The sequence below is a fragment of the Lederbergia citri genome, from assembly GCF_018343625.1.
GTDB classification, from domain to species: Bacteria; Bacillota; Bacilli; order Bacillales; family Bacillaceae_C; genus Lederbergia; species Lederbergia citri.
In genome coordinates this window covers 501,844-525,228 of record NZ_JAGYPG010000001.1, presented here as the reverse complement: position 1 = coordinate 525,228, position 23,385 = coordinate 501,844, and the positions used below count along the sequence as shown (strand labels likewise).

The following is a 23,385-nucleotide window of genomic DNA, read 5'->3' as shown; positions in this document are numbered from 1 at the left end:
GCTCCTTACAATTATTTGATTAATGCATTGCAATCAATGATGAGAGCTACTTGTCCATCACCTAAAATGGTCGCGCCTGAAATGGCAAATACTTCTGTTAAATAATTTCCAAGTGACTTAAGCACAATTTCCTGCTGCCCTATAAATGAATCAACGATAAGAGCAGCCATTTTTTCGCCTTTACGAACGATTACGATTGATATAAACTCATCTAAATCATTTTCAATAGGAAGTCCAAAAATTTCCTTCAACGACACAAGTGGAACTACTTTCCCTCTGAAATCGATGACTTGTTGATTATGGGCTACCATAATATCTGATTTTTTAATAATTGCTGTTTCAATAATGGATGATAATGGTATTGCGTATTTTTCAGGTCCAATTTCAATCAGCATAGCGGAAATAATCGATAGCGTTAGTGGTAATTGAATGGAAAATGTTGATCCTTTACCTTCCACTGAATTGATAGACACATTTCCACCCAAGGATTGAATTTTAGATTTTACTACGTCTAATCCTACTCCACGTCCTGAGATGTCGGAAATCGTTTCTGCTGTCGAAAATCCCGGAGCCATAATCAACTCAAATGCTTCTGTATCTGTAAGCTCAGAAGCTTCGTTTTGTGAAATAATACCCTTTGAGATTGCTTTATCAATTATTTTATTTCTATTAATGCCCGCACCGTCATCTTCAATCTCAATGAATACGTGGTTGCCACTATGATAAGCTTTCAATTGAATAGTTCCTGTTTCCGGTTTTCCATTTGCTCTACGTACTTCAGGGCTTTCAATTCCGTGATCAATTGCATTCCTTAATAAATGAACGATAGGATCACCAATTTCATCAATTACCGTTCGGTCCAATTCGGTTTCGGCTCCGCTAATTTCCAATTCGAGCAGTTTGTCCAAATCCTTTGCCAGCTGTCTAACCATCCGTGGAAATCGATTAAATACATTATCAACAGGTACCATTCTCATATTTAAGATAATGCTTTGCAGATCGCCAGAAATACGCGTCATTCTTTCTACCGTTTCAGCTAAATCAGAATTCTCAATATCTTGGGCAATTTGTTCTAAACGCCCTCTATCAATGACAAGCTCTTCAAATAGATTCATTAGCATATCTAGACGCTCTATATTTACCCTAATAGTTTTATTAGATGCTTTATTTTGCTTCTTCTCTGAAGCTTCCGGCTTTTTCGAAGGTGCCGATAAGGAATCCTCTATTTTCGTTTCATTATTATTTGATTCTACTGGAATATCATCGTCCATGTTTTCATTGATTGATAGAGGATCGATTAAATTTGTCTCTACTGAATCAATTTCCGAAATTTTCATGATTTTCTTACGAAGATCTTCCCCGGATTCTTTCGTTATCAATGTTACAGTGAACTCTGAATCAAATTGTTCTTCCTCTAATTGTTCAACTGGCGGGTTAGATTTTATAACCTCGCCACATTTCTCCAATACTTCAAAAACCATAAATACACGGGCAGTTTTTAATAAACAATCAGGGCGCAATGAAATTGTAAGTTCGTAACAATCAAAACCTTGTTCCTTGGATTGCTCGATAACTGTTTTTTCATATTGGTCATATTTATTTTTTAGATATGCAACAGATTCTAATGCAATAGCGATTTCTTTTTTGCCATTTTCATTCATATTCGCTGTTTTTCCTTGTTCTATTTGTTCCAACTTGGAAATAACGGCACTTACATCACGAGTTCCATCACCGCCTGAAGCGATTGATTCTACTATCTCTTCCAAATCGTCTACAGCAAGAAATACTATATCTAGTAAATGGGAAGTTACTTTCATTTTTTCATTTCTAATTCCATCTAAAACATTTTCCATAATATGGGTAAGGTTAGCTAAATCTGTATACCCCATTGTAGCTGACATACCTTTTAACGTATGAGCTGCTCTAAAAATATTATTCACGATCTCAAGATTGTGCGGATCTTTTTCTAATTCAAGCAGATTTTGATTTAGTGTTAATAAATGCTCTTTACTTTCATCGATAAATACATCTAAATATTGATTCATATCCATAAGCTCACGTCCCTTTTTTCATATAATTCAAGATTGAATCGGCTATATCATTAAGTTTCACAATAGCATCGACTTTGCTAGTAGCAATGGCTGCATTTGGCATTCCAAAAACAATGGAACTTTCTTCAGATTCTGCTATCGAGAAAACATTATTGTCTTTCTTCAATTCTACCAAACCAGCAGCACCATCAGCACCCATTCCTGTCATAATTACAGCAATTTTATCGAAATTCGCTAAATTATGAATGGAATTGAACAAGACATCAACGGATGGACGATGTCCATTGACAGGAGGACTGTCTAATATTTTTACTCTTTCCCTTGCCGCTGTTTGTACAATCGTCATATGTCTTCCACCGGGAGCTATGTATGCTGTTCCTTCTTTTAATGTTTCGCCATCTTCTGCTTCTTTGACGTCTATTTCACAAATGGTGTTTAATCTATCTGCCAACGATTTAGTAAATTTCGGCGGCATGTGTTGAACAATAACAATAGATGCATTCAACCCTTTAGGTAATTGTGTTAAAACCGCTTGCAAAGCTCGAGGACCGCCAGTTGATGTCCCAATGCATATAATCTTTTTTTTATTTCGCTCTATACGTGATGTCATACTATTACTTCTCCTCTAAACGGGGTTAAAAGAAGAATCGTCGAAGTCTATTAATAAATGAATCATTTACTCTATTTTCATACTCTATATTATTTTCATTTAAATACGAATGGACGATTTTTTCTAATTTTACCGAAATACTAGATTTAGGGTAAGCAATTGAAAACGCAGTCTGATTAATTACTGCTTTCCTAACGTGACTGTCTTCCGGCAAAATTCCCAACATGATTACCTCTTTATGTAAAAACTTATATACTGTTTGTTTTAATCGCTCCAGTGTTTCCAGTCCTTGCTTTTCAGTATCAGCACGGTTGCAAATCAAGAATAAATTTCCTGTAGCTCCTTCTAGGCATATAAATTTCATCATCGAATATGCATCTGTAATGGCTGTCGGTTCGGGTGTTGAAATGACAAAAATATCATCCACCGCTAGTAAGAGCTTTAATGAAGCTGAAGTTGCACCTGCTCCCATATCAAAAATGATATAGTCATATTGTTGCTGCAGCTCTCTTAAACCGTCGAGAAGTCTGACTAACATCCTTTCGTCAATTTGGATCGTTTCATTTAAGCCATTCCCTGCTGCGATATACGATACCCCTTCATGTGTATCATTTACAATATCATTGAGTGTGGCTTCTTCATGTAAAAATTCCGATAGAGTTAGCCGCGATGGTTGTCCGAGAATAATATTTACGTTTCCCATGCCTAGATCAAAATCAAATAATAACACTCGTTTGTTCATTTTATTTAATAACAAAGCAATATTAATGGAAATATTAGATTTCCCAACACCGCCTTTTCCACTTACGACGGCAATCGTTTTAGCTTGGCTCTTTGCAAGGCTTGTCATTTTCAATCGCAACTTTTCAGCTTGATCTTTCATGATATTTCATCCCTAAGAATATATTCCGTGATTACTTCAGGAGTTGCAGCGATAATATCATCTGGTACGTCTTGTCCTGTCGTTATATAAGCAGCTCCTATTTTGTATTTGCATATTAAGTTATACATAACTCCATAGGTCCTAGTCTCGTCAGCTTTCGTAAAGATAAATTTGCTAAATTTCATATCTAAAAAATTTTCTACGATTTTTTCAATATCCTTTTCTTTCATCGAAATCGACAGTACTAAATATGTTTCAATATACTCTTCATTTCCTAAAAGCTTTTTCAAATCATGGATATATTGTTTTTCTTGATAATTGCGTCCTGCCGTATCAATAAGTACAATGTCATATTCGGAAAATTTATCCACAGCAGAACGAAAATCTTTTTCTTCATAAATGATTTCAACAGGGATATTTAGTAATTGCGCGTACGTTTTTAACTGTTCAATAGCCGCAATTCTATATGTGTCTGTCGTAATAAGAGCAACCTTTTTATGATGTTCAAGCACGGCTTCTGCAGCTAATTTAGCGATTGTCGTCGTTTTCCCAACACCTGTTGGGCCGACTAAATTAATAAATTTCTTCTCATACGATATTCCACCAAAGGGAACGAGACTTAATTGGTCGATCAATTCTGAAGTGCACCATGCAAACAGTTCAAATTCTTTCGGTTCCGATTCTGAGTTGCGCCATTTCTCCAATAAAGCATCACCAATATTCCACAAGTACTCATCTTTTATTTCTTCTTCTTGAAGCATAAACAAATATTTTTGAATGACTTCCGGATATTGATTGTAGCTGTAATGGTTATTTTTCTTCATCGCTTTAATCTCAGATTTTAACTCAGTAATCTCCGATAATACATCTGGTTCCAATTGTTTTGTCTTTTTACTTGTATGAGTTGTTATAGTTTTGTTAGGAATTGGACTTTTTCTGTTTTTGTTTTTTCGCGTTTGTTGAATATGGACTGGCTGTTCATCTAATGCTGCTATCACTTCAATGCTTTTCTTTCGAAAAAGTCCTAGAAAACCACCTGTAAAAATTACCTTTGAATTTAGTATAACGGCATTTTCACCTAACTCAGTTTTCACTTTTTTCATTGCTTCCGGCATAGTCGGAGCAACTATTTTTTTTATATTCATTCAACACTCACCATCCCACTGCTTTGAACTTCTACGTTCGCCTCTAATTCGTTATAGGAAAGGACAGGAACATGCGGAAAGTACCTTTCAGTTAATTGCCTTACATACATTCGAACAGCAGGTGAACAAAGCAAAATAGGCGCTTGTTGCATTAATGATTGCTGTTCAATTTGAGCAGCAGTGGCCTCTAGAATAGATTGGGAATCGTCAGGATCCATCGATAAGTAATTCCCATGTTCTGTTTGCTGTACACTGTCTGCAATTAACTTTTCCACTTTACCGGAAACGGTAATTACCTTTAACGTAGAATTATCGTCTGCATACTGGTTTGTTATTTGTCTAGCTAAACTTTGTCGTACATACTCCGCCAGTAAATCTGTATCTGTACTCATTCTCCCATAATCCGCCAATGTTTCGAATATAATAGGCAAATTTCGAATCGATACATTTTCTTTCAAAAGTTTAGCCAAAACCTTTTGAACCTCACCAATTGTAAGTGGATTTGGAGTGACCTCTTCCACAAGAATTGGAAATGATTCTTTCAGATGGTCGATAAGCTGCTTCGTTTCTTGTCTTCCTAATAGTTCATGCGCATTCGCCTTTAATACTTCCGTTATATGAGTAGAAACAACTGATGGAGGATCAACGACAGTGTAACCTAATATTTCCGCTTGCTCCTTCACTTCTTCCGTTATCCATTTCGCAGGGAGTCCAAATGAAGGTTCAATCGTATCAATCCCTTCCAGCATGTCTTCACCACCGGGACTCATAGCAAGGTAATGATCTAACAGGAGCTCGCCTCTTGCCATTTCACTTCCTTTAATTTTCAAACGGTATGCATTTGGCTCAAGCTGTATATTATCCCGAATTCTTACTACAGGGATAACAATCCCTAACTCCAATGCCAACTGTCGCCTAATCATTACAATACGATCTAGTAAATCCCCACCTTGGTTAACGTCAGCAAGAGGGATTAGACCATAGCCAAATTCAAATTCTATTGCATCAACATTAAGGAGATTGATTACACTTTCAGGACTTTTTAAATCTTCTGTCTCTGTATCTTCGAGTTGATCTAATAGGTCTTCTTCTTGTTTTGCAGGGACTCTGGAAAGAACAAATCCACCAATTCCTAGTGCCGCAGCAATAGGAATTGTTAAAATGTCATTAATTGGCGTTGCCAAGCCTAAAAGGAAGATCGTTCCTGCTGCAACATATAGCATTTTCGGAAAGGCAAACAACTGTCCAATGATATCAGAACCAAGATTTCCTTCAGAAGCTGCTCGTGTAACAACAATACCTGTAGCAGTTGATATGAGGAGTGCAGGTATTTGACTCACAATTCCATCCCCAACCGTAAGCATGGAGTATTTCACCGCAGCTTCTCCAATCGGAAGACCTTGTTGGAGCATACCAATTATAATTCCAAATAAAAGATTAATAATAACGATAATGATTCCGGCTATGGCATCTCCTTTGACGAATTTACTTGCTCCGTCCATCGATCCATAAAAATCAGATTCTCGGGAAACCTTTTCTCTTCGTTCACGAGCCTCATGCTCTGAAATAATTCCAGCATTTAAATCGGCATCAATACTCATTTGTTTTCCAGGCATTGCATCTAATGTAAAACGTGCAGCTACTTCTGATACACGTTCGGCACCTTTCGTGATAACGACAAATTGGATAATGACCAAAATGAAGAACACGACTAATCCGACTAATACGTTTCCACCGACAACAAAAGTCCCGAACGTTTCAACAACACCGCCAGCATCACCTTTTGAAAGGATCGATCTTGTTGTTGAAACATTCAGGCCCAATCTAAAAAGTGTCAAAAGTAATAATAATGAGGGGAATATTGAAAATTGGAGAGGCTCTTGCATATTCATAGATGTTAATAATACTAGAAGAGCAAGCGAAATATTGATGATAATTAATAAGCTTAATAGCCATGGAGGAAAAGGGATAACCAACATAGCAACAATTAATATGACACTTGATAGAATTGCAAGATCTTTCACTTTCATAAATATCTCTCCACTAAAAACTAGATTTTATGTTTAATTCTATAAACGTATGCAAGAATTTCCGCCACTGCCTTGAAAAACTCATCCGGTATTTTTTGCCCAATATCGAGTTGATCATATAAAGCTCGCGCTAACGGGCGGTTTTCAACCATAATAATATTATGTTCACTAGCAATACTCTTTATTTTTTGCGCCATAAAATCTATACCTTTTGCTATGACGACAGGCGCATCGTCTTTTTCGTCATCATATTTCAACGCGATTGCATAATGCGTTGGGTTTGTAATAATTACATCTGCTTTGGGGACTTCCTGCATCATTCGTGACATTGCCATTTCACGTTGCTTTTGTTTCACTTTTGACTTAATTAGCGGGTCCCCTTCAGTATTTTTAAACTCGTCTTTAATGTCTTGTTTCGACATTCGAATATTTTTTTCGTAATCATACCTCTGATACAAATAATCAAAAATAGATAAGAATAATAGTGCGAGCGATGCGGCAATTCCCATTTGCATTGTAAGACTGCCTACTGTTTTTAACGCAGAAGCAACGGATTTATGTGATAGAATAAGAACCTCATCTATGCGAATCCATAAGACAAAAAAAGTAATTGCTCCTACAAATCCAATTTTTAATATTGATTTCAATAATTCTACGATTGCTCTAATTGAAAAAATCCGCTTCATCCCTTTAATCGGGTCTAACTTTTCCAACTTGGGTTGCAATGGCTCGCCCGTTACCATAAAACCGACTTGCATAAGATTGGAGGCAATCCCTGCAACAAGTGCAATCAACATGACTGGGCCAAGTAAAAAGATAAGTTCTTTCAATATATCCAATAAGATCAATTGTATATTGTCTTCCGATACTTCCATCAATAAAAACGTGTTAAAGGAGTGGCGAAATGTATCTACCGCTATTTTCCCCATGCTAGATGAAAAGAATAGTAGAAACAAGAAAACAGCTAGTAATCCTATCGCGGTATTAACATCTTGACTTTTTGCCGTTTGCCCTTTTTTTCGGGCATCCAGTCTCTTTTTCGGAGTTGCCTTTTCTGTCTTTTCTCCTGCAAAAAATTGGAGATCCAGATTAAGTTGTTTCATCCCGCGCCTCCTATAAACCTCATCACATCTCTCATGACAATTAACATCGTTTCAAATAAATTTTGCACAACTCCAAACATAACTCCTAGTACGATAAATAAAATGATGAAACTTACCGCAATTTTGATTGGAAATCCAACGACAAAAATATTTAATTGTGGAACCGTTCTTGCCACAATTCCTAATGCTACATCAACAAGAAAAAGCGAGGCGACAACTGGGATAGACATCTGAAAAGCAATCATGAACATCATGCTGAATGACTTAATGATATATTCTGCCAATGAGCTATTTCCAAACGGGATAAATACTTGATCAATCGGAATAGATTGATAACTGTAAAAAATTCCATCCATAATGAGATGATGACCGTTTACTGCAAGTAAAAAAAGCAAGGAAAACATATATAAATATTGTCCAATAAGAGGACTTTGCGTTCCTGTCTGCGGATCAATTACATTGGCAATGGCAAATCCCATTTGAAAATCAATAAAACCACCTGCAATTTGTATGGCTGAAAGAATCATATACGCTGTAAAACCAATAAGAAGGCCAACCCCTGCTTCTTTCAGAATCAACAAGAAATAGGTTCCTGTAATGTCGATTGATTGCACATCTATGGTGTAATACATCAACAAAGATAAAAAAAAGGCAAAGCCGATCCTATATGTAGCCGGAAGAGTTCTATATGAAAATAATGGCAGCGTAACAAAAAATGTAGAAACCCTCATAAATATAAGCATAAAAACTGAAATATTTGGAACTAAGGCTTCCATTCAATCAACCTACAAACCGAGTTAAATTTTGTAATATTTCAGAGGCATATGAAAGCAGCCTGCTCAACATCCACGGTCCTAAAATGACGACTCCAACTAATACAGCTACAATTTTCGGTATGAATGCCAATGTTTGTTCTTGAATCTGGGTTGTCGCTTGAAAAATACTGACAGCAAGCCCAACGGCCAAAGCAATAAGGAGCAATGGGCCAGCTACAACTAGTATTGTATAAACTCCTCTTTCCGCGAGTGAGATGACAGCTTCAGCACTCATATGATCACTCCATTAATCTACAACTTTACGAATTTCTTACTTTTCTTACCCAAAGCTTTGCAATAATGATTTAACGACTAAATACCACCCATCAACGAGAACGAAAAGTAATATTTTAAAAGGGAGTGAGATCATGACTGGCGGTAGCATCATCATTCCCATTGACATTAAAATACTCGCAACAACCATATCAATAACTAAAAAAGGAATAAATATCATGAAACCAATTTGAAAAGCAGTTTTCAACTCACTTAAGGCGTAGGCGGGTACAAGTACAGTTAATGGTATATCCTGAATAGTTGCTGGCCTTTCCGCTTTTGTATAGGAAAGAAAAAGTTCTAAATCCTTTTGCCTCGTATGCTTACTCATAAATTCTCTAAATGGTATTGCCGCTTTTTCATAAGCCTGTTCTAGGTTTATTTCATCATTAAACAGCGGGGTTAAGGCTTGTTCATTTACTTGACTGAAAGTAGGCGCCATAACAAAAAAAGTTAAGAATAAGGCTAGTCCAACCAAAACTTGGTTAGGCGGCATCTGTTGTGTCGCAAGAGATGTTCTAACAAAAGATAAAACAATAATGATTCTAGTAAATGAAGTCATCAAAATTAAAATACTTGGAGCGATTGATAAAACAGTTAGCAGTAATAATAGCTTGACTGAAGTAGAAACAGTTTCTGATGAGCTATTATTAAAAAACTCCATAAACTCATTCATCTAAATTGGACTCCTTATGATCAAGCTTATTCATTGTCTGCTTGCGCTCCTTTTTGATTTCATCCAGTTGTGTTTTCAAGTGCATATGAAACGGTTGTTGTGAACTGCCATTAGTTTCTTTTGTTGAGTTATTTACTCGTTTTATCCATTTCGTTACCATATCTACTGGTTGAAGACTTTGTTCCAACTGTTCGTCATATTGCTTAATATAATTCTCATATTCCTGCTCGTCTGTTATTTCTTTTAAAAGTTGGACATCTTCCCCAACTCCTAGAATTAAAAGGCGATTACCGACTTTGACAATTTGTATAGAACGATTCCCGCCTAAGGGGGTACCTCCTAAGTTTTGTACTAGTCGATTTTGTTGATACGACTGACTTCTTTTATTAATAAATTTCAAAAGAAAATATAAAATTGCTATAACAAAAATAAGTGCAAAAATCATCTTTAAAAATTCCGAAATCCCTATGCCTAATGACTTTGGTTTTTCGGCATTGTCTAATACCTGGATTTTATCTTTCTCGTCACCACATTTATCTGGATAACAATCCTCCACGTTTCCACCAAGCGGATTGTTTTCAGCAAATACGATTGTCCGATCCGCTTGGATGAGAAGTAAAAACATGATGGAGAAGACCATAAACACTTGTTTAATTAAGGAATTCATTGCTCATTAACCTAATGTTTTTTGGATAGCTTCTATAACTCTATCTGCTTGGAATGGCTTAACGATAAAATCTTTTGCTCCAGCTTGAATAGCATCGATAACCATTGCTTGCTGCCCCATTGCAGAACACATAATGATTTTTGCCGCAGGATCGTTTGCTTTTATTTCTTTTAAAGCTGTGATTCCGTCCATTTCTGGCATCGTTATATCCATTGTGACTAAATCAGGTTTTAATTCATTGTATTTTTCTACAGCTTGAGCGCCATCTACTGCTTCACCGACTACCTCAAAACCATTCTTCACTAAAATATCCTTAATCATCATTCTCATAAATGCGGCGTCATCCACAATCAAAATTCTATTAGCCACGGTATTTCCTCCTCAAACTTTAATTCAATTTTTTAATTCTATCAGATTGGCTGACGATGTCAGTTACTCTTACTCCAAAATTTTCATCGATTACAACTACTTCACCTTTTGCAATCAACCTGCTGTTCACAAGTATATCAACAGGCTCCCCTGCCAGCTTATCCAATTCAATAATTGAACCTGCTCCAAGTTCGAGAATTTCCTTAACTGATTTTTTTGTCTTTCCAAGCTCTACAGTAACTTGCAATGGAATATCAAGAAGCATGTCCAGATTCTTAGTCTCAGTTGCTGTAACATTAGGTTGATTAAAATCCAAAAAGCTTGCTGTTTGAACATTTAATTGACCGTTAGGCTTCTCTGAACTCGCAGCTCTGTCATTTTCCCTTTGATTCATATTTGAATTCATCATTGGTTGATTTTGTGGTTTCTCTACACTTGCTGAAGATTGGACAGTTTCTGTATTTGTATTAGGAGTTTGTTTAGGTTCAGACACTGTATCACTGTTTTTTGACAATAAATCCTCAACAAGCTTTTTGGCAAAGTCGATTGGCAACACTTGCATGATCGCAGAATCTATTAAATTGCCAATAGTCAGACGAAAAGATACTTTTACTAAAAGGTTTTGTTGTGGAATCGTATCTGTACCTTCACCTTCAGAAAAATTTAATAACTCTATAGAAGGCGGGGAAATATCAACCTTCTTCGCAAATATGGAAGACATTGAAGTTGCAGCTGACCCCATCATTTGGTTCATCGCTTCTTGAACTGCACTTAAATGTATCTCATCCAACATGTCAGCAGGAGAAGTTCCATCTCCACCCAGCATTAAATCAGCTATAATGGCTGCATCGCTTTGCTTTATAACAAGTATATTTACTCCAGAAAAGCCAGCTGTATATTTAACTTGTATCGCAACATAAGGATGTGGGAACTCTTCCTCTAGTTTTGCATTATCAATAATAGAAACAGACGGAGTTGTTATTTCAACTTTTTGGTTCAGTAATGTAGATAATGCAGTTGCGGAACTTCCAAATGAAATATTCCCAAGTTCTCCTATTGCATCTTGTTGCATTTCATCTAAATAATCTAATACATTGTGAACTTCTTCTTGTTTATTTGGTTCCTCTGTCACAGGTTCTCCACGTAATAACGCATCAATCTCATCTTGTGAGAGCATTTCACCATTCATAATCTCCTTCGCCCTCCTTTATATTATCGATTATTTGTACAGCCATTTTTTTATTTCGCTTACCAGGCTGTCCAATGAATTTTTGCTTTTCACCAACTTTGATTTTAAGAGGTTCATCGATACGACTATTCAATTCAATGACATCCCCTAAATCTAACGATAAGAAGTCTTGAATTGAAATGGTAGAAAGCCCAAGTTCCACAGTTAAATCAATATGAGCTTCTTTGATTTTCTCTTCCAGCAATGCAACCTCTTCCGGCTTTCTAACTTTTGCGTTTGTTTCCATCCAATAATGTGCCGAAAGCTTTGGAATGATTGGTTCCAACAATACGTGTGGAATGCAAATATTAATCATCCCACTCGTTTCTCCTACACTTGCATTCATCGAGATGACGACGACTGTTTCATTCGGAGTCGCGACTTGCAAAAATTGTGGGTTTACTTCTAACTCGGCCAAATAAGGATCTATTTCTGCAATTCCCGACCAAGCTTCTTGTAAATGTTCCAATGTATGCTCAAACAAATTTGTCATAAGCCTTGTTTCAATTTCAGTTAAGTTATCGATTTTATTTAAGGATGTACCTTTTCCGCCAAGGATACGATCGACCATCGCATAAGCGATATTTGGATGGATTTCCATGATCATTCTACCTTCAAGAGGAGGTACCTCGATGACATTTAAAATCGTCATATTAGGAACAGAGCGAACATACTCTTCATAAGGTATTTGGTCTGCTGATGCTACTGTAATATTTACATAAGTCCTAAGTTGAGCTGAAAAATAGGTTGTCAGCATACGGGCAAAATTTTCATATATTCTCGTTAAACTTCTAACTTGATCTTTAGAAAATCTTAATGCTCGTTTAAAATCATATATTTTAACCTTTTTAACTTCTTCTTCTTTTTTAAAATCTTCTGCAGACATTTCACCCGTTGATATTGCAGATAGCAAGGCATCTATCTCACTCTGGGATAATACATCTTCTGGCATAGCTGCACCCCCGTTTCAAAATAGGATACTAGTAATGTTAAGAAATGACATAGGAGGTGATATACACTCTAACTATCTTTCCATTTTGCATTAAGCTATTTATTTTTTCTTTCACCGTTTCTTCCAGCTTTTGTTTACCTTCTTTACCATCTAAATCAGATGGCTCCAATTCGGAAAGCTCCGATATAATTAAATTTTTTACCTGAAAGTCTCTCTTCTTAAACTCTTGCATTGCTTTTTTTCCATCTGTTTGTACTTTAAAGGAAATCTTGACGTAATCACCATTTTTTACATTTGTCATTATCTCTGGTACATCTACAGATACTTTAACTACTTCATCTATCGTTGGTTCTTTCTTGTTACCTTTATCACCTAGATTCATAATAATGATTAAGGTCAATGTAGCGAGCAGTAAAATTGCCGTTAAAAGAACCATCATCGTTGGAATTAATTTTTTACTCATCTTTTAAATCCTCCAATTCTTTGCGGCCGAGGAGATTAATGGACTGATAGAATTCCAAGATACGCCTTCTTATTAACTCCTCTGATTCTGCTGCTACATATTTGCGTCCATTCGTGAGGGTTATAGTAGTATCTGGAAATGACTCTATTTTTTCAATATATATTGCATTAAGTTGAAAGGTCTTTCCATTTAATCTAGTTATTGTGATCAATGAATGGTCAGAGCCGGTTTATTAGAGCACCCGGCTCTGCTCCCCCCTTACATTATCGTTTTAAATTAACGAGTTCCTGCAAAATTTCATCAGATGTTGTAATGATTCTCGTATTCGCTTGGAAACCACGTTGAGCAACAATCATCTCTGTAAATTCCTCTGAGAGGTCTACGTTAGACATTTCGAGAGCACCGGAAACTAAAATGCCTGCTCCGTCGGTGCCGGGTATTTTATAGGAAGCTTCTCCGGAGTTAACAGTATTGGTATACATATTTTCTCCGACTTTTTCAAGTCCGCCAGGGTTTTTGAAGCGGGCAAGGGCGATTGATATGTCTGAAATAAATAGATCGCTAGTTCCTTCTCTAGTAAAATCGCCTACAGTTGTTATAGTATCTTCAACTGATGCAATATAGGTAATCTTCCCATCCTCTGATATACTCAAATTTTTAATACCTTCAATATCACCATCATTTAATCGAATAGGTGTTTCATTATCTGATAATACATAATGCCCACCAGAAGTTACTAGATACCCCTCACTACTTATATATAAATTTCCAGCTCTTGTATAGTAGGTTGAAGTCGGTGTGAAAGTACTAGGTGTTCCACCAAATGCCCCTTCCGCAACAACTAAATACCCATCACCTTGAATCGCAAGGTCAAGTACTCGGCCTGTTGTTTGCAAGGAGCCTTGCGTATCAATTGTATCAATCGCTGCAAGTTGAGAACCGAGCCCTACTTGTTTCGGGTTAATTCCTCCTTTTCCTTGAGAGGGGCCACTTGCACCTGATATTGTTTGATTGACCATATCTTTGAACGTAACACGACCTTTTTTAAATCCATAAGTGTTAACGTTCGCTATGTTGTTTCCTATTACATCCAGTTTTGTTTGGAAGTTTTTCATTCCGCTTATACCAGAATACATCGAACGAATCATTTTATATGATCTCCTTTCTATGAACCGCGTCTGTCAGTCGGCGGCTCTCAGCTTCCTAAAAAGGTCCAGCTGATTTCCTTATTAGTTGATTTAATCCAAAAGGATAGTTCCATCGATATTCGTAAAAATTTGACTTCCGGCTTCCTGCCTGTCCATTACGGTTACGACCGTATTATTTTTCGCGCTCACAATTAAAGCTGCATTTTTCAACAAAACAAGTGAATCTTTCACACCTTTTTGTTTAGCTTCATTTACTTTTAACCCAATTTGTTCCCATACTTGAGGTTCAATTGAGATTTTTCTCTGACCCATTCTCATTTCGGCATGTTTACTTATCGTAAGTGGATTTTCAAGAGCAACAGCTTGATCTAACAATTGTGAAAATGTTTGGTTACTAGATTTTGCCGTTTTGCTTGAACGAGTATTAGGCTGTATCGTAATTGGCTGCACAGGAAGCTTATGAATCATGTGATTTTTCATTTTCACAACTTCCTTTACTAGCTTATTTTTACAACTTCATTTGTCTTAATTGATTGTCCGTCCTCCGTTTGAAGAAATACTTGATTGTTCTTCATGGAAACCGACGTAACGATTCCACTTTGCTCCTCATCATTTTTCATCCATGTAATACTTTTTCCAATCATGGAAGTGGCGTAAATAAGTGGTGTTTCAGCAGCAATATTATTAACTTGTGAGATGTTCGCAGGAATTAATTCTGTCCCATCCTCCAATGTGAACTTTACAGTATCACCAACAAATTGAACGGAACTTACAATTCCTTTTCCATTTGAAAAAGTTGGTTCTTCCGTTTCAGAAGTTTCATTGATCTTATGCCATGTCACTTCTTTTCCTACGAATTGACTGAGAGCAATTAAACTGGACTGTGATTCATATTGAACCATTTTTTCAATTGATTTGTTCATATTCGTCATTTGCTCTAACGAAGAAAAGGTGGCCATTTGAGCAATGAATTCTTTATCCTGCATCGGGTTCATTGGATCCTGATTTTGCAATTGAACCATTAACAGTTTAAGAAAATCATCTTTCCCTAAAATATCATTACCTGTTTTAGCTTCTCTTTTTTGAACAGACGAATATAACAAGTCAGAGTCGATTGATATTGGCATTTTGCGTACTACACCTCCGTTTCAAATAAAATATTGCTTAAAGCGTCTTTAAAATTACTATCATGTTCTTGACTTGATTCCCTTTGTTCTTGATTCTGTTCTTGTTGGTGCTGTTGATTCCCACGGCCTTCTTGATTTGTATATCTTTGCAGATCAGTTTGGCTGTATGTTACTTCTAACCGGTCTACCGAAATGTTTTGTTGAGTAAAAGCTTGTCTTAAACTACTAAGCTGTAAATCAAGCATTTCTTTTGCTTTATGCGTGGAAGCTAAAATTCTAGCTGTCATTTGCCCATCTTTTTGTAAAAGTTCTACCCTTAATGTTCCTAATTCTTCCGGATGCAGCCTTATTAATAATCTTGTCGTATTAAATCCTTTTGTAAGGCTAGACCTTGCTAATATATTGGAAAACTCTCTTACAAACCCACGCATCGCGGTTTCTTCATTTACAGAATCCCTTACATTCAAAATAAAAGATTCAGTTCGTAAAACCGGATTTGAATTTGTTGACATATCAAGGTTAGCATCAACAATCTGCTTACTTAATCCTCGATCATGAGGAGTCTTTCCTAATAACGACTGCAATACATTCGAGCTGTTGCCTAGTTGTTGGAAATGATTCAGTTCTTTCCCTTTAGAAAATACATTATCTAACGTATGTCTCATATTTTGATGTTTTGTATCCTTCGCCATCTCCTGAAGTCTTTTTAATAAATGCTCCATCGATACTTCCAATTCTTCAAGCTGCTGCATTTCTTTTAGGCTAACAACGTTCTCCTTTGCAACAAAAAGAAATTCTTTAACAGCTTTAATATAAGGTGCCGTTTTCTCTAAAGGTAAACTTTTCAATGTATCATTATTTACTTCATTCATAATGTTAAACAATAAAACCGATGCCGATAAAAAGTCCTCTGGGAGGAGCTCGTCCTGCTTTATTGATTCTGGCAATTGAACGGAATCCACATTCTCTTTTAGCCAATCAACTAATTTTTGGATGGTTTCATCTAAAGATTGTCGTAGATCTTGGTTAAAATTCATTTCATCCGTATCAACATTTTCCATTAAAGCCTCAATCAGACTCGTGATAATATCCATTTCTTGTGCTGATTGTTCCTCTGTAAGGATTTTCCCATTATTTGCAAGTGTTGCCCCTAAGATCATTTGAAAACGTGAGTTATTCGTGGTCATAGAGCTAGTAGCAGATAATGGTTCCTGGAAAAAGGTTGATTCCAATCCGCCTATTTTCATATTTTCACCCCCTTTCAAATGTGAAAAATTACTCTGTTTTCGCAGAAAGCTTTTCTAAATATTTTGCGGCTTGCTCAGGAGGCATTTTTTCTAATATCTTTGCTAAAGATTCAGTGCCAATATTAGACAATACTTTTACAGCTTCATCATCTTTCATTTCTAAAATAATGGGAGCTGCATTTTTTGGCGCCATTGCTTCATAGGTTGAAACAATTTCTTTATAAGCACGTTTATTTTCGTCTCGCATTTGCCTTAATTCATCGATTGTTTGTTCCAGCTGTTCCTTTTCTAGTAAAAAGCGTTCTTTTTCAGTTTCATTTTTATCAATCTGTGATTTAAGCTGATCAATTTGCGCATTTTTATTTTGTATTTCGGCGTCGAGACTAACGATTTTTTCCTCATACTCGAGGAGATTATCCTTTGCCGTACCAGCAATCATACTAGAAATAACAGGAACCTTTTCACCTATCTCTTTTGCCCTTTGGAAAACATTTACCCCAGCTATCGAGGTAATCAGTAAAGTTAAAAAGAGCGCAAATAGAAGCGGAATTAAAACCCAAAAGATAAACCGATGAAAAGTGCTCGGTTCCTTTTCGATATTTTGATTTTTTAAGGTTTTTTCCACTTTCTCACCTAATTTCCGCCTCGATGAAAATATTGAACGGAAGCATATTCATCAAGGTGCATATTTTCTGTTTTATCAAGCATTTGCAAGTAATATTGATAGGTTTTCTCTTTTAATTTTTCATATTTTTTTACTTCGATATTGCTCTCTTTAAGCTTTTCTTCATACCAATTCATCGTATTTCGTGCATTCATAACTAGTCGTTGTACATGATTAATTGTTTTTTCTAAATTACTGATAAATTGTTGATAATGCCGGATTTTATGAATGGAAAGGCCGTTTGCTAGTTCATTTAGTTGATATTGCTCAAGATTTTCTTTCTTCTTCAATAAATCAAATAATTGTTCTGCGACGACTTCAAAATTTTTAACTGAATCTTGGTATAAAGACAATGCCTCGTCCTTTTCCCGTTCTTTTAGCTTTAAAATTTTTTGGAATTTGTACTCGTATTTCAATTCAATTCACCTATTTTCATCAGGTCAATCATACTGTCAATACTTTCTTGAATCGTAAAATGATCATTTGTTTCTTGTTTAAGGAAATTAATAATAGTTGGATATGCTAATATGGCCTCATCTATTTCTTTCGATGCACCACGTTTATATGCGCCAATATTAATTAAGTCCTCGGAGTTAGAATAAATACTCAATAAATCTCTAAGCCTTTCAGCTGCTCTGCGGTGATCTTTTTCAGCAAGGTGATTCATAAGCCGACTTACACTTTTTAAAACGTTTATAGCAGGATACTGACCTTTATTTGCTAATTCGCGATCTAGGACGATATGTCCATCTAATATCCCTCTAACCGCATCAGCAATTGGTTCATTCATATCATCACCGTCTACTAGAACTGTATAAAATGCAGTAATCGACCCATGTTCATTTGTTCCTGTTCGTTCTAAAAGGCGAGGCAATATGGCAAAGACTGAAGGGGTATAACCTTTAGTAGCAGGCGGTTCTCCAACTGCTAGTCCGACTTCTCTCTGTCCCATTGCTACCCTTGTGACGGAATCCATCATGAACATGACATCATTTCCCTTGTCTCGGAAATATTCTGCTATTGCCGTTGCAGTAAATGCGCCTTTAATTCTCATAAGAGCGGGCATATCCGATGTGGCTGCCACGATGATTGTCTTTTTCAAACCTTCAGGGCCAAGATCTCTATCAATAAATTCTCTTACTTCCCTGCCTCGTTCTCCGATGAGTGCAATGACGTTAATATCTGCTGTCGTATTTCTTGCAATCATCCCAAGTAATGTACTTTTTCCGACTCCACTTCCTGCAAATATTCCCATTCTCTGTCCTTTTCCGACTGTTAGCAAACTATCTATTGTTTTTACTCCAACTTCCAGTTTCTCGGAAACAGGCGGCCTGCTCAATGGGTTTGGAGGTGTCTGATCTGTCGGAATAGATTTCATTCGCATCGGCATTGAGAGTCCATCCATTGGGTTGCCTAATGAATCTACTACACGGCCGATTAACTCAGGACCAACCTTAATTTGCAAAGGATTTGAAGTGGCTTCAACTAGGCTGCCCGGTGCAATTTCTTGAATATTTGTATATGGCATCAGGATAATATGCTGCTCCTTAAAACCAACAACCTCTGCCATAATCTTTCTTTTCTTTGCTTTCCCGCCTATATGAATCAAACATACATCGCCGATGGAACATTCAGGACCTTGTGATTCAATCATTAGCCCTACAACTCTACTAACTCGGCCATACCGCTGAAACGTCGGGATGTTTTTTATATATGGAATTAAGTCTTTTGCTTCCATTAATCATCGCCCTTAAGTAATTCCATTAAGTTCTTTTTTAACTCAACAAGCTGGCTAGATACGCTTGCATCAATTCTGCCATTCTCAGATTCTATAAAGCACGAATATTCTTCCAAATCCTCATCTGGATAAATAAAACATTGAATTCCGTGCGGGAATATTGCGTCTAATTCATTTTTTTCCGATAGTAAAAGTTCATACTGCAACGGATGAACATGAATCTGAACTTCTTTAAAATCTTTAGCTTCTTTAAGCGCTCTTTTTACGAGTGGAATAAATCTCTCTTCTTCATCAGCCAAGCTCGTATACATAATTCGTTCCGCAGCTTTTATGGCAATTTCAACAATCGTTGGTTCTGAACTTTCAAGATAGCTTTGAAAAGCTTTTTTCGAAGAATCAACAACATCCTTCGCTTTTTCGATTAAGCTTGCGTATTCGGTGTAGCCATTTTGCCTGCCTTCTTCTATTCCTAGATGGAGACCTTTTTCATACGCTTCACTTGCGAGCCTTTGCTCTTCTTCTTGCCATTCAGTTCGACGCATCTCCACTTGCTCGATCATTTGATCTACTTTTAACTTGGCTTCCTCAAGAAGTTTTTGAGCTTCTAGCTCTGCATTGCGTAGAATTTCTGCTCTTTCTTCCATAAATATGGTTTGATTAATCTGTTCATCGTGTTCTTGATGTAAGGATTCTATTTTTCTAACCTTAATCACTTTTGCATCATTATTAAGTAGTTGTGATGAACTATTTTTTATTAGCTTAGACAATAATATCGTCTCCTCCACCACGCGCCACGATGATTTCGCCTAATTCCTCAAGTCTACGTATAATGCCGACAATTTTTGTCTGAGCTTCCTCTACATCTCTTAATCTTACAGGTCCCATAAATTCCATTTCTTCTTTTATCGTTTCAACCATTCGTGTTGACATATTTCGATAAATGACATCTTTCACTTCATCACTTGAAATCTTAAGCGCTAGCAATAAATCTTCATTGTCACACTCGCGAATAATTCGTTGAATAGATCTATTGTCGAGCGTAACAATATCTTCGAATACAAACATTCGCTTTTTAATTTCTTCCGCTAAAACAGGATCTTCAATTTCAAGAGCATCTAAAATGGTCTTTTCCGTTGCACGGTCGACACCATTTAATACGTCGACGACTGCTTCAATTCCACCTGTTTGAGTGTAATCTTGAGTAACGGTCGCTGACAGCTTTCGCTCTAGAATACTTTCAATCTCACTAATGACTTCAGGTGATGTACGGTCCATTACAGCAATTCGCTTTGCAATATCTGTCTGCTTATCTTGCGGCAACTCAGATAAGATTTGACCTGCTTTCTCAGGATCTAAATAAGATAAAATAAGTGCAATCGTTTGTGGATGTTCATTCTGGATAAAATTTAAAATCTGACCCGCATCAGCCTTTCTGGCAAAGTCAAATGGCCGAACTTGTAAAGAAGAAGTAAGCCTATTAATAATGCTCATGGCTTGTTCAGCTCCAAGTGCTTTTTCCAAAACTGTCTTTGCGTAGCCGATACCACCTTGGGTTATATAATCTTGTGCTATTGCGATATTATGGAACTCATCCATTACATCTTCTTTTGCGGAGGAGTCAACTTTTCTCACACTAGAAATTTCCAATGTTAATTTTTCCATTTCTTCTTCTGTCAAATGCTTATACACAGATGATGCAACATCGGGTCCAAGCGAAATTAAGAGAATGGCTGCCTTTTGCTTTCCAGTCAATCCTTTTCTAGACAATAGTAACTCCTCCTAATCCTCTGCTAACCATGTACGCAATAATTTGGCAAACTCGTCTGGTTTTTCCTTTGCCAATTTTTCAAGCTGTTTTCTTCGCATTCCCGATTCTGTCAATACTTCTTCATTTAATTCAGGAATTTCAATTGGTTCATTAATCATTTCTTCTAAATCCTCGTCTTCGTCCTCTTCACTTCTTCTCTTGCGTAATATTAAGAATAGTAGAACACCAATTACAACGAGTAACAATCCACCTATTACATAAATCCACCATGGAAGCGTAGGGGTTGGATTAGTTTTAACATCTACCTTTCCATTGAACGGCTGGACAGATACAACGATCTTATTTTGGATGGCATCATCCGATAAATCAGTTCCAGTGCCTTTGTCGATAGATGTCCTTATAATGGTAGAGAGTAGCTCTTGGATATCTTGTTTTCGATCTTCAGGAAATGAGTTGATGTCATCCGGATTTGGAGGTTCCACCATCACTTGAATTCCTAGATCTCTAATTTTATATGGACTTTCTACGATCTCTTTTCGAATTCTATTAATCTCGTTGTTAATCGTTTCTTCTGTTTTTTCATAGTCACCGTTGGAGTTACTGCCTGCTAGATATGAATTTCCTACATCGGTGTTATCGCCAGATTCTGTAAGCCCACCCGCTTGATCCCCATTCCCAGTAAATGTTTCCGTAATCCGATGGGCACTTATAGCAATACCTCTCATATTTTCTTCATCAACTGGAGAAACGAGGTTTTCTTCTCGGTTTTCTTGGGTAAAGTCTATATCAGCAGTAACGGATGTTACGACTTTATCAAAGCCCATTAATGTTCCAAGCATATTTTGAACTTGACGTTGGATATCTTTTTCAACCTGACTCTTTATTTGCATTTGTTGAGTATATCCGTTGCTTGCATACTGCTCACTGTCCAAATCAAAATATTCTAGGAATTGATTCCGGATTACGATATTTTCCACCGGTAAGTTCGGTATGCTTTTTGAAACTAGATGATATAGTGATTTAATTTGTTTTTCACTGAACTCGTAACCAGGCTTTGTTTGCAATATGATGGAAGCAGAAGCTTCTGCTTTGGAATCCGTTAAAAATATTCCTTTTTCAGGGAGAGTTATCATGACATTAGCTTGTTCGATTCCATCAATGTTTTTCATCAATTCAGCTAGTTCTGTTTGGGTTGCATCTAGTTTTAGTACATTAAACTCATTATCTGTCATACCAAACCCAGCATTATTACCAAAAAAAGAATAATCGATATTTCCTGATTTCGGGATTCCTTCTGCAGCTAGTTCTACTAACAATGTATCAACTTGATCTTCTGGAACCTTAATTGTTTTTCCACCATCTGTAATTTCCGATTTAATTCCTTTTGCATCGAGACTTTCTTTAATTGAACCTGTCTCTGAAGGTTTTAAATTCGTATACAATGGGACTAATGTGGTTTTAGAGGCAAAATAGAAGATGCCAGCCACTAAAATAAGGGCAGTAAGAATTGAACCAAGTAAAATGAATTTTTGATTGCCTGTTCTGTTCGTCCAGTATTCTTTTAAACTAGCTATTTTCTCGTTTATTGTCTCTTTCATTTATAAGCCCCTTACCATGCAGCAAATCTATAAAGGCAATCCTTATTAGCCCTAAACTTGCATTCTCATCATTTCTTGATATGCTTCAACAGCTTTATTACGAATTTCAAGTGCTGCTTGCATTGTGATCGATGCTTTTTGAGCAGTGATCATTACTTCATGAAGTTCAATATTTTCTCCTCTTGCTAATTTATCTGTAGCAATATCTGATTGTACTTGAGCGTTATTAACCTCATCTATTGCTTTTTTCAACATATCCTTAAAATTTGTACTATTTTGAGCATGAAGTTCATTTTTTGCATTATTATTCACATTATTAAACTGAACGTTTCCTATGTTAACACTATTGATCGGCATAATGGTTTATTGCCTCCTAATTTTACTTTCCTAACTCTAAAGCTTTCATATACATGGATTTGGATGCATTAAAAACGGTAACGTTCGCTTCATATGAACGAGTTGCGCTCATTAAGTCAACCATTTCTTTCAACGGGTCCACATTCGGCATTTGGACATAGCCTTCTTCATTTGCATCCGGATGTTGAGGATCGTACACAAGTCGATATGGCGTATCATCTTCTACAATATTTGAAACTTTCACACCATTCATTTTGTTATTTCCATTACTGCCGAGCGTTTGGTTAAAAATTGATGAAAACGACGATTCTTTCGGCTGCATTACTACCATTTTTCTTGTATATGGCTGCCACTGGCCATCCACGTATTTTCCACGTGTCGTATCGACATTTGCCATATTCGATGAAATAACATCCATCCTTAATCTTTGCGCAGTAAGTGCGGAGGACGTTATTCCCATACTGTGAAACATA

The 23,385-nt window shown here is 36.6% G+C and carries 27 protein-coding genes; all 27 read right to left on the bottom strand.

Translation table 11 applies throughout. The annotated features are described in order from the left end of the window. Window positions 1–11 precede the first annotated feature (11 nt). The gene (locus tag KHA97_RS02800; RefSeq protein WP_213123229.1) at window positions 12–2,051 is read right to left on the bottom strand and encodes a chemotaxis protein CheA; all 2,040 of its coding nucleotides are present in this window, start codon (window positions 2,049–2,051) and stop codon (window positions 12–14) included. Window positions 2,052–2,055: 4 nt separating this feature from the next. Continuing rightward, window positions 2,056–2,661 (bottom strand): CheB methylesterase domain-containing protein, encoded by a 606-nt coding sequence (locus tag KHA97_RS02795; protein WP_213123228.1) that lies wholly within the window; start codon window positions 2,659–2,661, stop codon window positions 2,056–2,058. Between the two features lie 25 nt (window positions 2,662–2,686). Beyond that, window positions 2,687–3,544: a MinD/ParA family protein gene (locus tag KHA97_RS02790; RefSeq protein WP_213123227.1), complete on the bottom strand. Its 858-nt coding sequence runs from the start codon at window positions 3,542–3,544 to the stop codon at window positions 2,687–2,689. Next, entirely contained in the window at window positions 3,541–4,689 is a 1,149-nt protein-coding gene (flhF, locus tag KHA97_RS02785) for a flagellar biosynthesis protein FlhF (protein ID WP_213123226.1), read from the bottom strand. The genes KHA97_RS02790 and flhF overlap by 4 nt, the downstream gene beginning before the upstream one ends. Further along, complete coding sequence (gene flhA / locus KHA97_RS02780; RefSeq protein WP_213123225.1) at window positions 4,686–6,719, bottom strand: flagellar biosynthesis protein FlhA; 2,034 nt, start codon at window positions 6,717–6,719, stop codon at window positions 4,686–4,688. Before flhA ends, flhF begins: the two co-directional genes overlap by 4 nt. A 20-nt stretch (window positions 6,720–6,739) precedes the next feature. Continuing rightward, window positions 6,740–7,822, bottom strand: a complete 1,083-nt coding sequence (gene flhB, locus KHA97_RS02775; protein WP_213123224.1) for a flagellar biosynthesis protein FlhB — start codon at window positions 7,820–7,822, stop codon at window positions 6,740–6,742. After that, window positions 7,819–8,598, bottom strand: a complete 780-nt coding sequence (fliR, locus tag KHA97_RS02770) for a flagellar biosynthetic protein FliR (protein WP_213123223.1) — start codon at window positions 8,596–8,598, stop codon at window positions 7,819–7,821. The genes flhB and fliR overlap by 4 nt, the downstream gene beginning before the upstream one ends. Before the next feature lie 4 nt (window positions 8,599–8,602). Beyond that, entirely contained in the window at window positions 8,603–8,872 is a 270-nt protein-coding gene (gene fliQ / locus KHA97_RS02765; protein WP_213123222.1) for a flagellar biosynthesis protein FliQ, read from the bottom strand. 45 nt (window positions 8,873–8,917) lie between these two features. Beyond that, the gene (gene fliP / locus KHA97_RS02760; protein ID WP_213123221.1) at window positions 8,918–9,586 is read right to left on the bottom strand and encodes a flagellar type III secretion system pore protein FliP; all 669 of its coding nucleotides are present in this window, start codon (window positions 9,584–9,586) and stop codon (window positions 8,918–8,920) included. After that, window positions 9,579–10,253, bottom strand: coding sequence for a flagellar biosynthetic protein FliO (locus tag KHA97_RS02755; protein ID WP_213123220.1), 675 nt, complete (start codon window positions 10,251–10,253; stop codon window positions 9,579–9,581). The genes fliP and KHA97_RS02755 overlap by 8 nt, the downstream gene beginning before the upstream one ends. Window positions 10,254–10,259: 6 nt before the next feature. Then, window positions 10,260–10,622: a response regulator gene (locus KHA97_RS02750; RefSeq protein ID WP_213123219.1), complete on the bottom strand. Its 363-nt coding sequence runs from the start codon at window positions 10,620–10,622 to the stop codon at window positions 10,260–10,262. Window positions 10,623–10,641: 19 nt separating this feature from the next. Beyond that, window positions 10,642–11,811 (bottom strand): flagellar motor switch phosphatase FliY, encoded by a 1,170-nt coding sequence (gene fliY, locus KHA97_RS02745; protein WP_213123218.1) that lies wholly within the window; start codon window positions 11,809–11,811, stop codon window positions 10,642–10,644. Beyond that, window positions 11,801–12,802, bottom strand: a complete 1,002-nt coding sequence (gene fliM / locus KHA97_RS02740; RefSeq protein WP_213123217.1) for a flagellar motor switch protein FliM — start codon at window positions 12,800–12,802, stop codon at window positions 11,801–11,803. Before fliM ends, fliY begins: the two co-directional genes overlap by 11 nt. Window positions 12,803–12,839: 37 nt before the next feature. Then, the gene (fliL, locus tag KHA97_RS02735) at window positions 12,840–13,265 is read right to left on the bottom strand and encodes a flagellar basal body-associated protein FliL (protein WP_213123216.1); all 426 of its coding nucleotides are present in this window, start codon (window positions 13,263–13,265) and stop codon (window positions 12,840–12,842) included. Continuing rightward, entirely contained in the window at window positions 13,258–13,476 is a 219-nt protein-coding gene (locus KHA97_RS02730; protein WP_213123215.1) for a flagellar FlbD family protein, read from the bottom strand. The genes fliL and KHA97_RS02730 overlap by 8 nt, the downstream gene beginning before the upstream one ends. 52 nt (window positions 13,477–13,528) lie before the next feature. After that, on the bottom strand, window positions 13,529–14,413 hold the full coding sequence (flgG, locus tag KHA97_RS02725) for a flagellar basal body rod protein FlgG (protein WP_213123214.1): 885 nt from the start codon (window positions 14,411–14,413) through the stop codon (window positions 13,529–13,531). 90 nt (window positions 14,414–14,503) lie between these two features. After that, window positions 14,504–14,893, bottom strand: a complete 390-nt coding sequence (locus KHA97_RS02720; protein WP_213123213.1) for a TIGR02530 family flagellar biosynthesis protein — start codon at window positions 14,891–14,893, stop codon at window positions 14,504–14,506. 17 nt (window positions 14,894–14,910) lie between these two features. Then, entirely contained in the window at window positions 14,911–15,540 is a 630-nt protein-coding gene (gene flgD, locus KHA97_RS02715) for a flagellar hook assembly protein FlgD (protein ID WP_213123212.1), read from the bottom strand. An 8-nt stretch (window positions 15,541–15,548) separates the two neighbouring features. After that, window positions 15,549–16,787 (bottom strand): flagellar hook-length control protein FliK, encoded by a 1,239-nt coding sequence (locus KHA97_RS02710; RefSeq protein ID WP_213123211.1) that lies wholly within the window; start codon window positions 16,785–16,787, stop codon window positions 15,549–15,551. Between the two features lie 28 nt (window positions 16,788–16,815). After that, complete coding sequence (locus KHA97_RS24360) at window positions 16,816–17,412, bottom strand: MotE family protein (protein ID WP_325167397.1); 597 nt, start codon at window positions 17,410–17,412, stop codon at window positions 16,816–16,818. Between the two features lie 8 nt (window positions 17,413–17,420). Beyond that, window positions 17,421–17,867 (bottom strand): flagellar export protein FliJ, encoded by a 447-nt coding sequence (gene fliJ / locus KHA97_RS02700; RefSeq protein ID WP_213123210.1) that lies wholly within the window; start codon window positions 17,865–17,867, stop codon window positions 17,421–17,423. Next, on the bottom strand, window positions 17,864–19,189 hold the full coding sequence (gene fliI, locus KHA97_RS02695) for a flagellar protein export ATPase FliI (protein WP_213123209.1): 1,326 nt from the start codon (window positions 19,187–19,189) through the stop codon (window positions 17,864–17,866). Before fliI ends, fliJ begins: the two co-directional genes overlap by 4 nt. Beyond that, window positions 19,189–19,956: a flagellar assembly protein FliH gene (fliH, locus tag KHA97_RS02690; protein WP_213123208.1), complete on the bottom strand. Its 768-nt coding sequence runs from the start codon at window positions 19,954–19,956 to the stop codon at window positions 19,189–19,191. Before fliH ends, fliI begins: the two co-directional genes overlap by 1 nt. Next, a complete protein-coding gene (fliG, locus tag KHA97_RS02685; protein ID WP_213123207.1) occupies window positions 19,949–20,956 on the bottom strand; it encodes a flagellar motor switch protein FliG in 1,008 nt (335 codons plus the stop codon). The genes fliH and fliG overlap by 8 nt, the downstream gene beginning before the upstream one ends. 12 nt (window positions 20,957–20,968) lie before the next feature. Next, a complete protein-coding gene (gene fliF, locus KHA97_RS02680) occupies window positions 20,969–22,555 on the bottom strand; it encodes a flagellar basal-body MS-ring/collar protein FliF (RefSeq protein WP_213123206.1) in 1,587 nt (528 codons plus the stop codon). A gap of 51 nt (window positions 22,556–22,606) precedes the next feature. Next, window positions 22,607–22,912, bottom strand: a complete 306-nt coding sequence (gene fliE / locus KHA97_RS02675) for a flagellar hook-basal body complex protein FliE (protein ID WP_213123205.1) — start codon at window positions 22,910–22,912, stop codon at window positions 22,607–22,609. 22 nt (window positions 22,913–22,934) lie between these two features. Next, complete coding sequence (gene flgC, locus KHA97_RS02670) at window positions 22,935–23,384, bottom strand: flagellar basal body rod protein FlgC (RefSeq protein WP_213124280.1); 450 nt, start codon at window positions 23,382–23,384, stop codon at window positions 22,935–22,937. Window position 23,385: the final 1 nt, after the last annotated feature.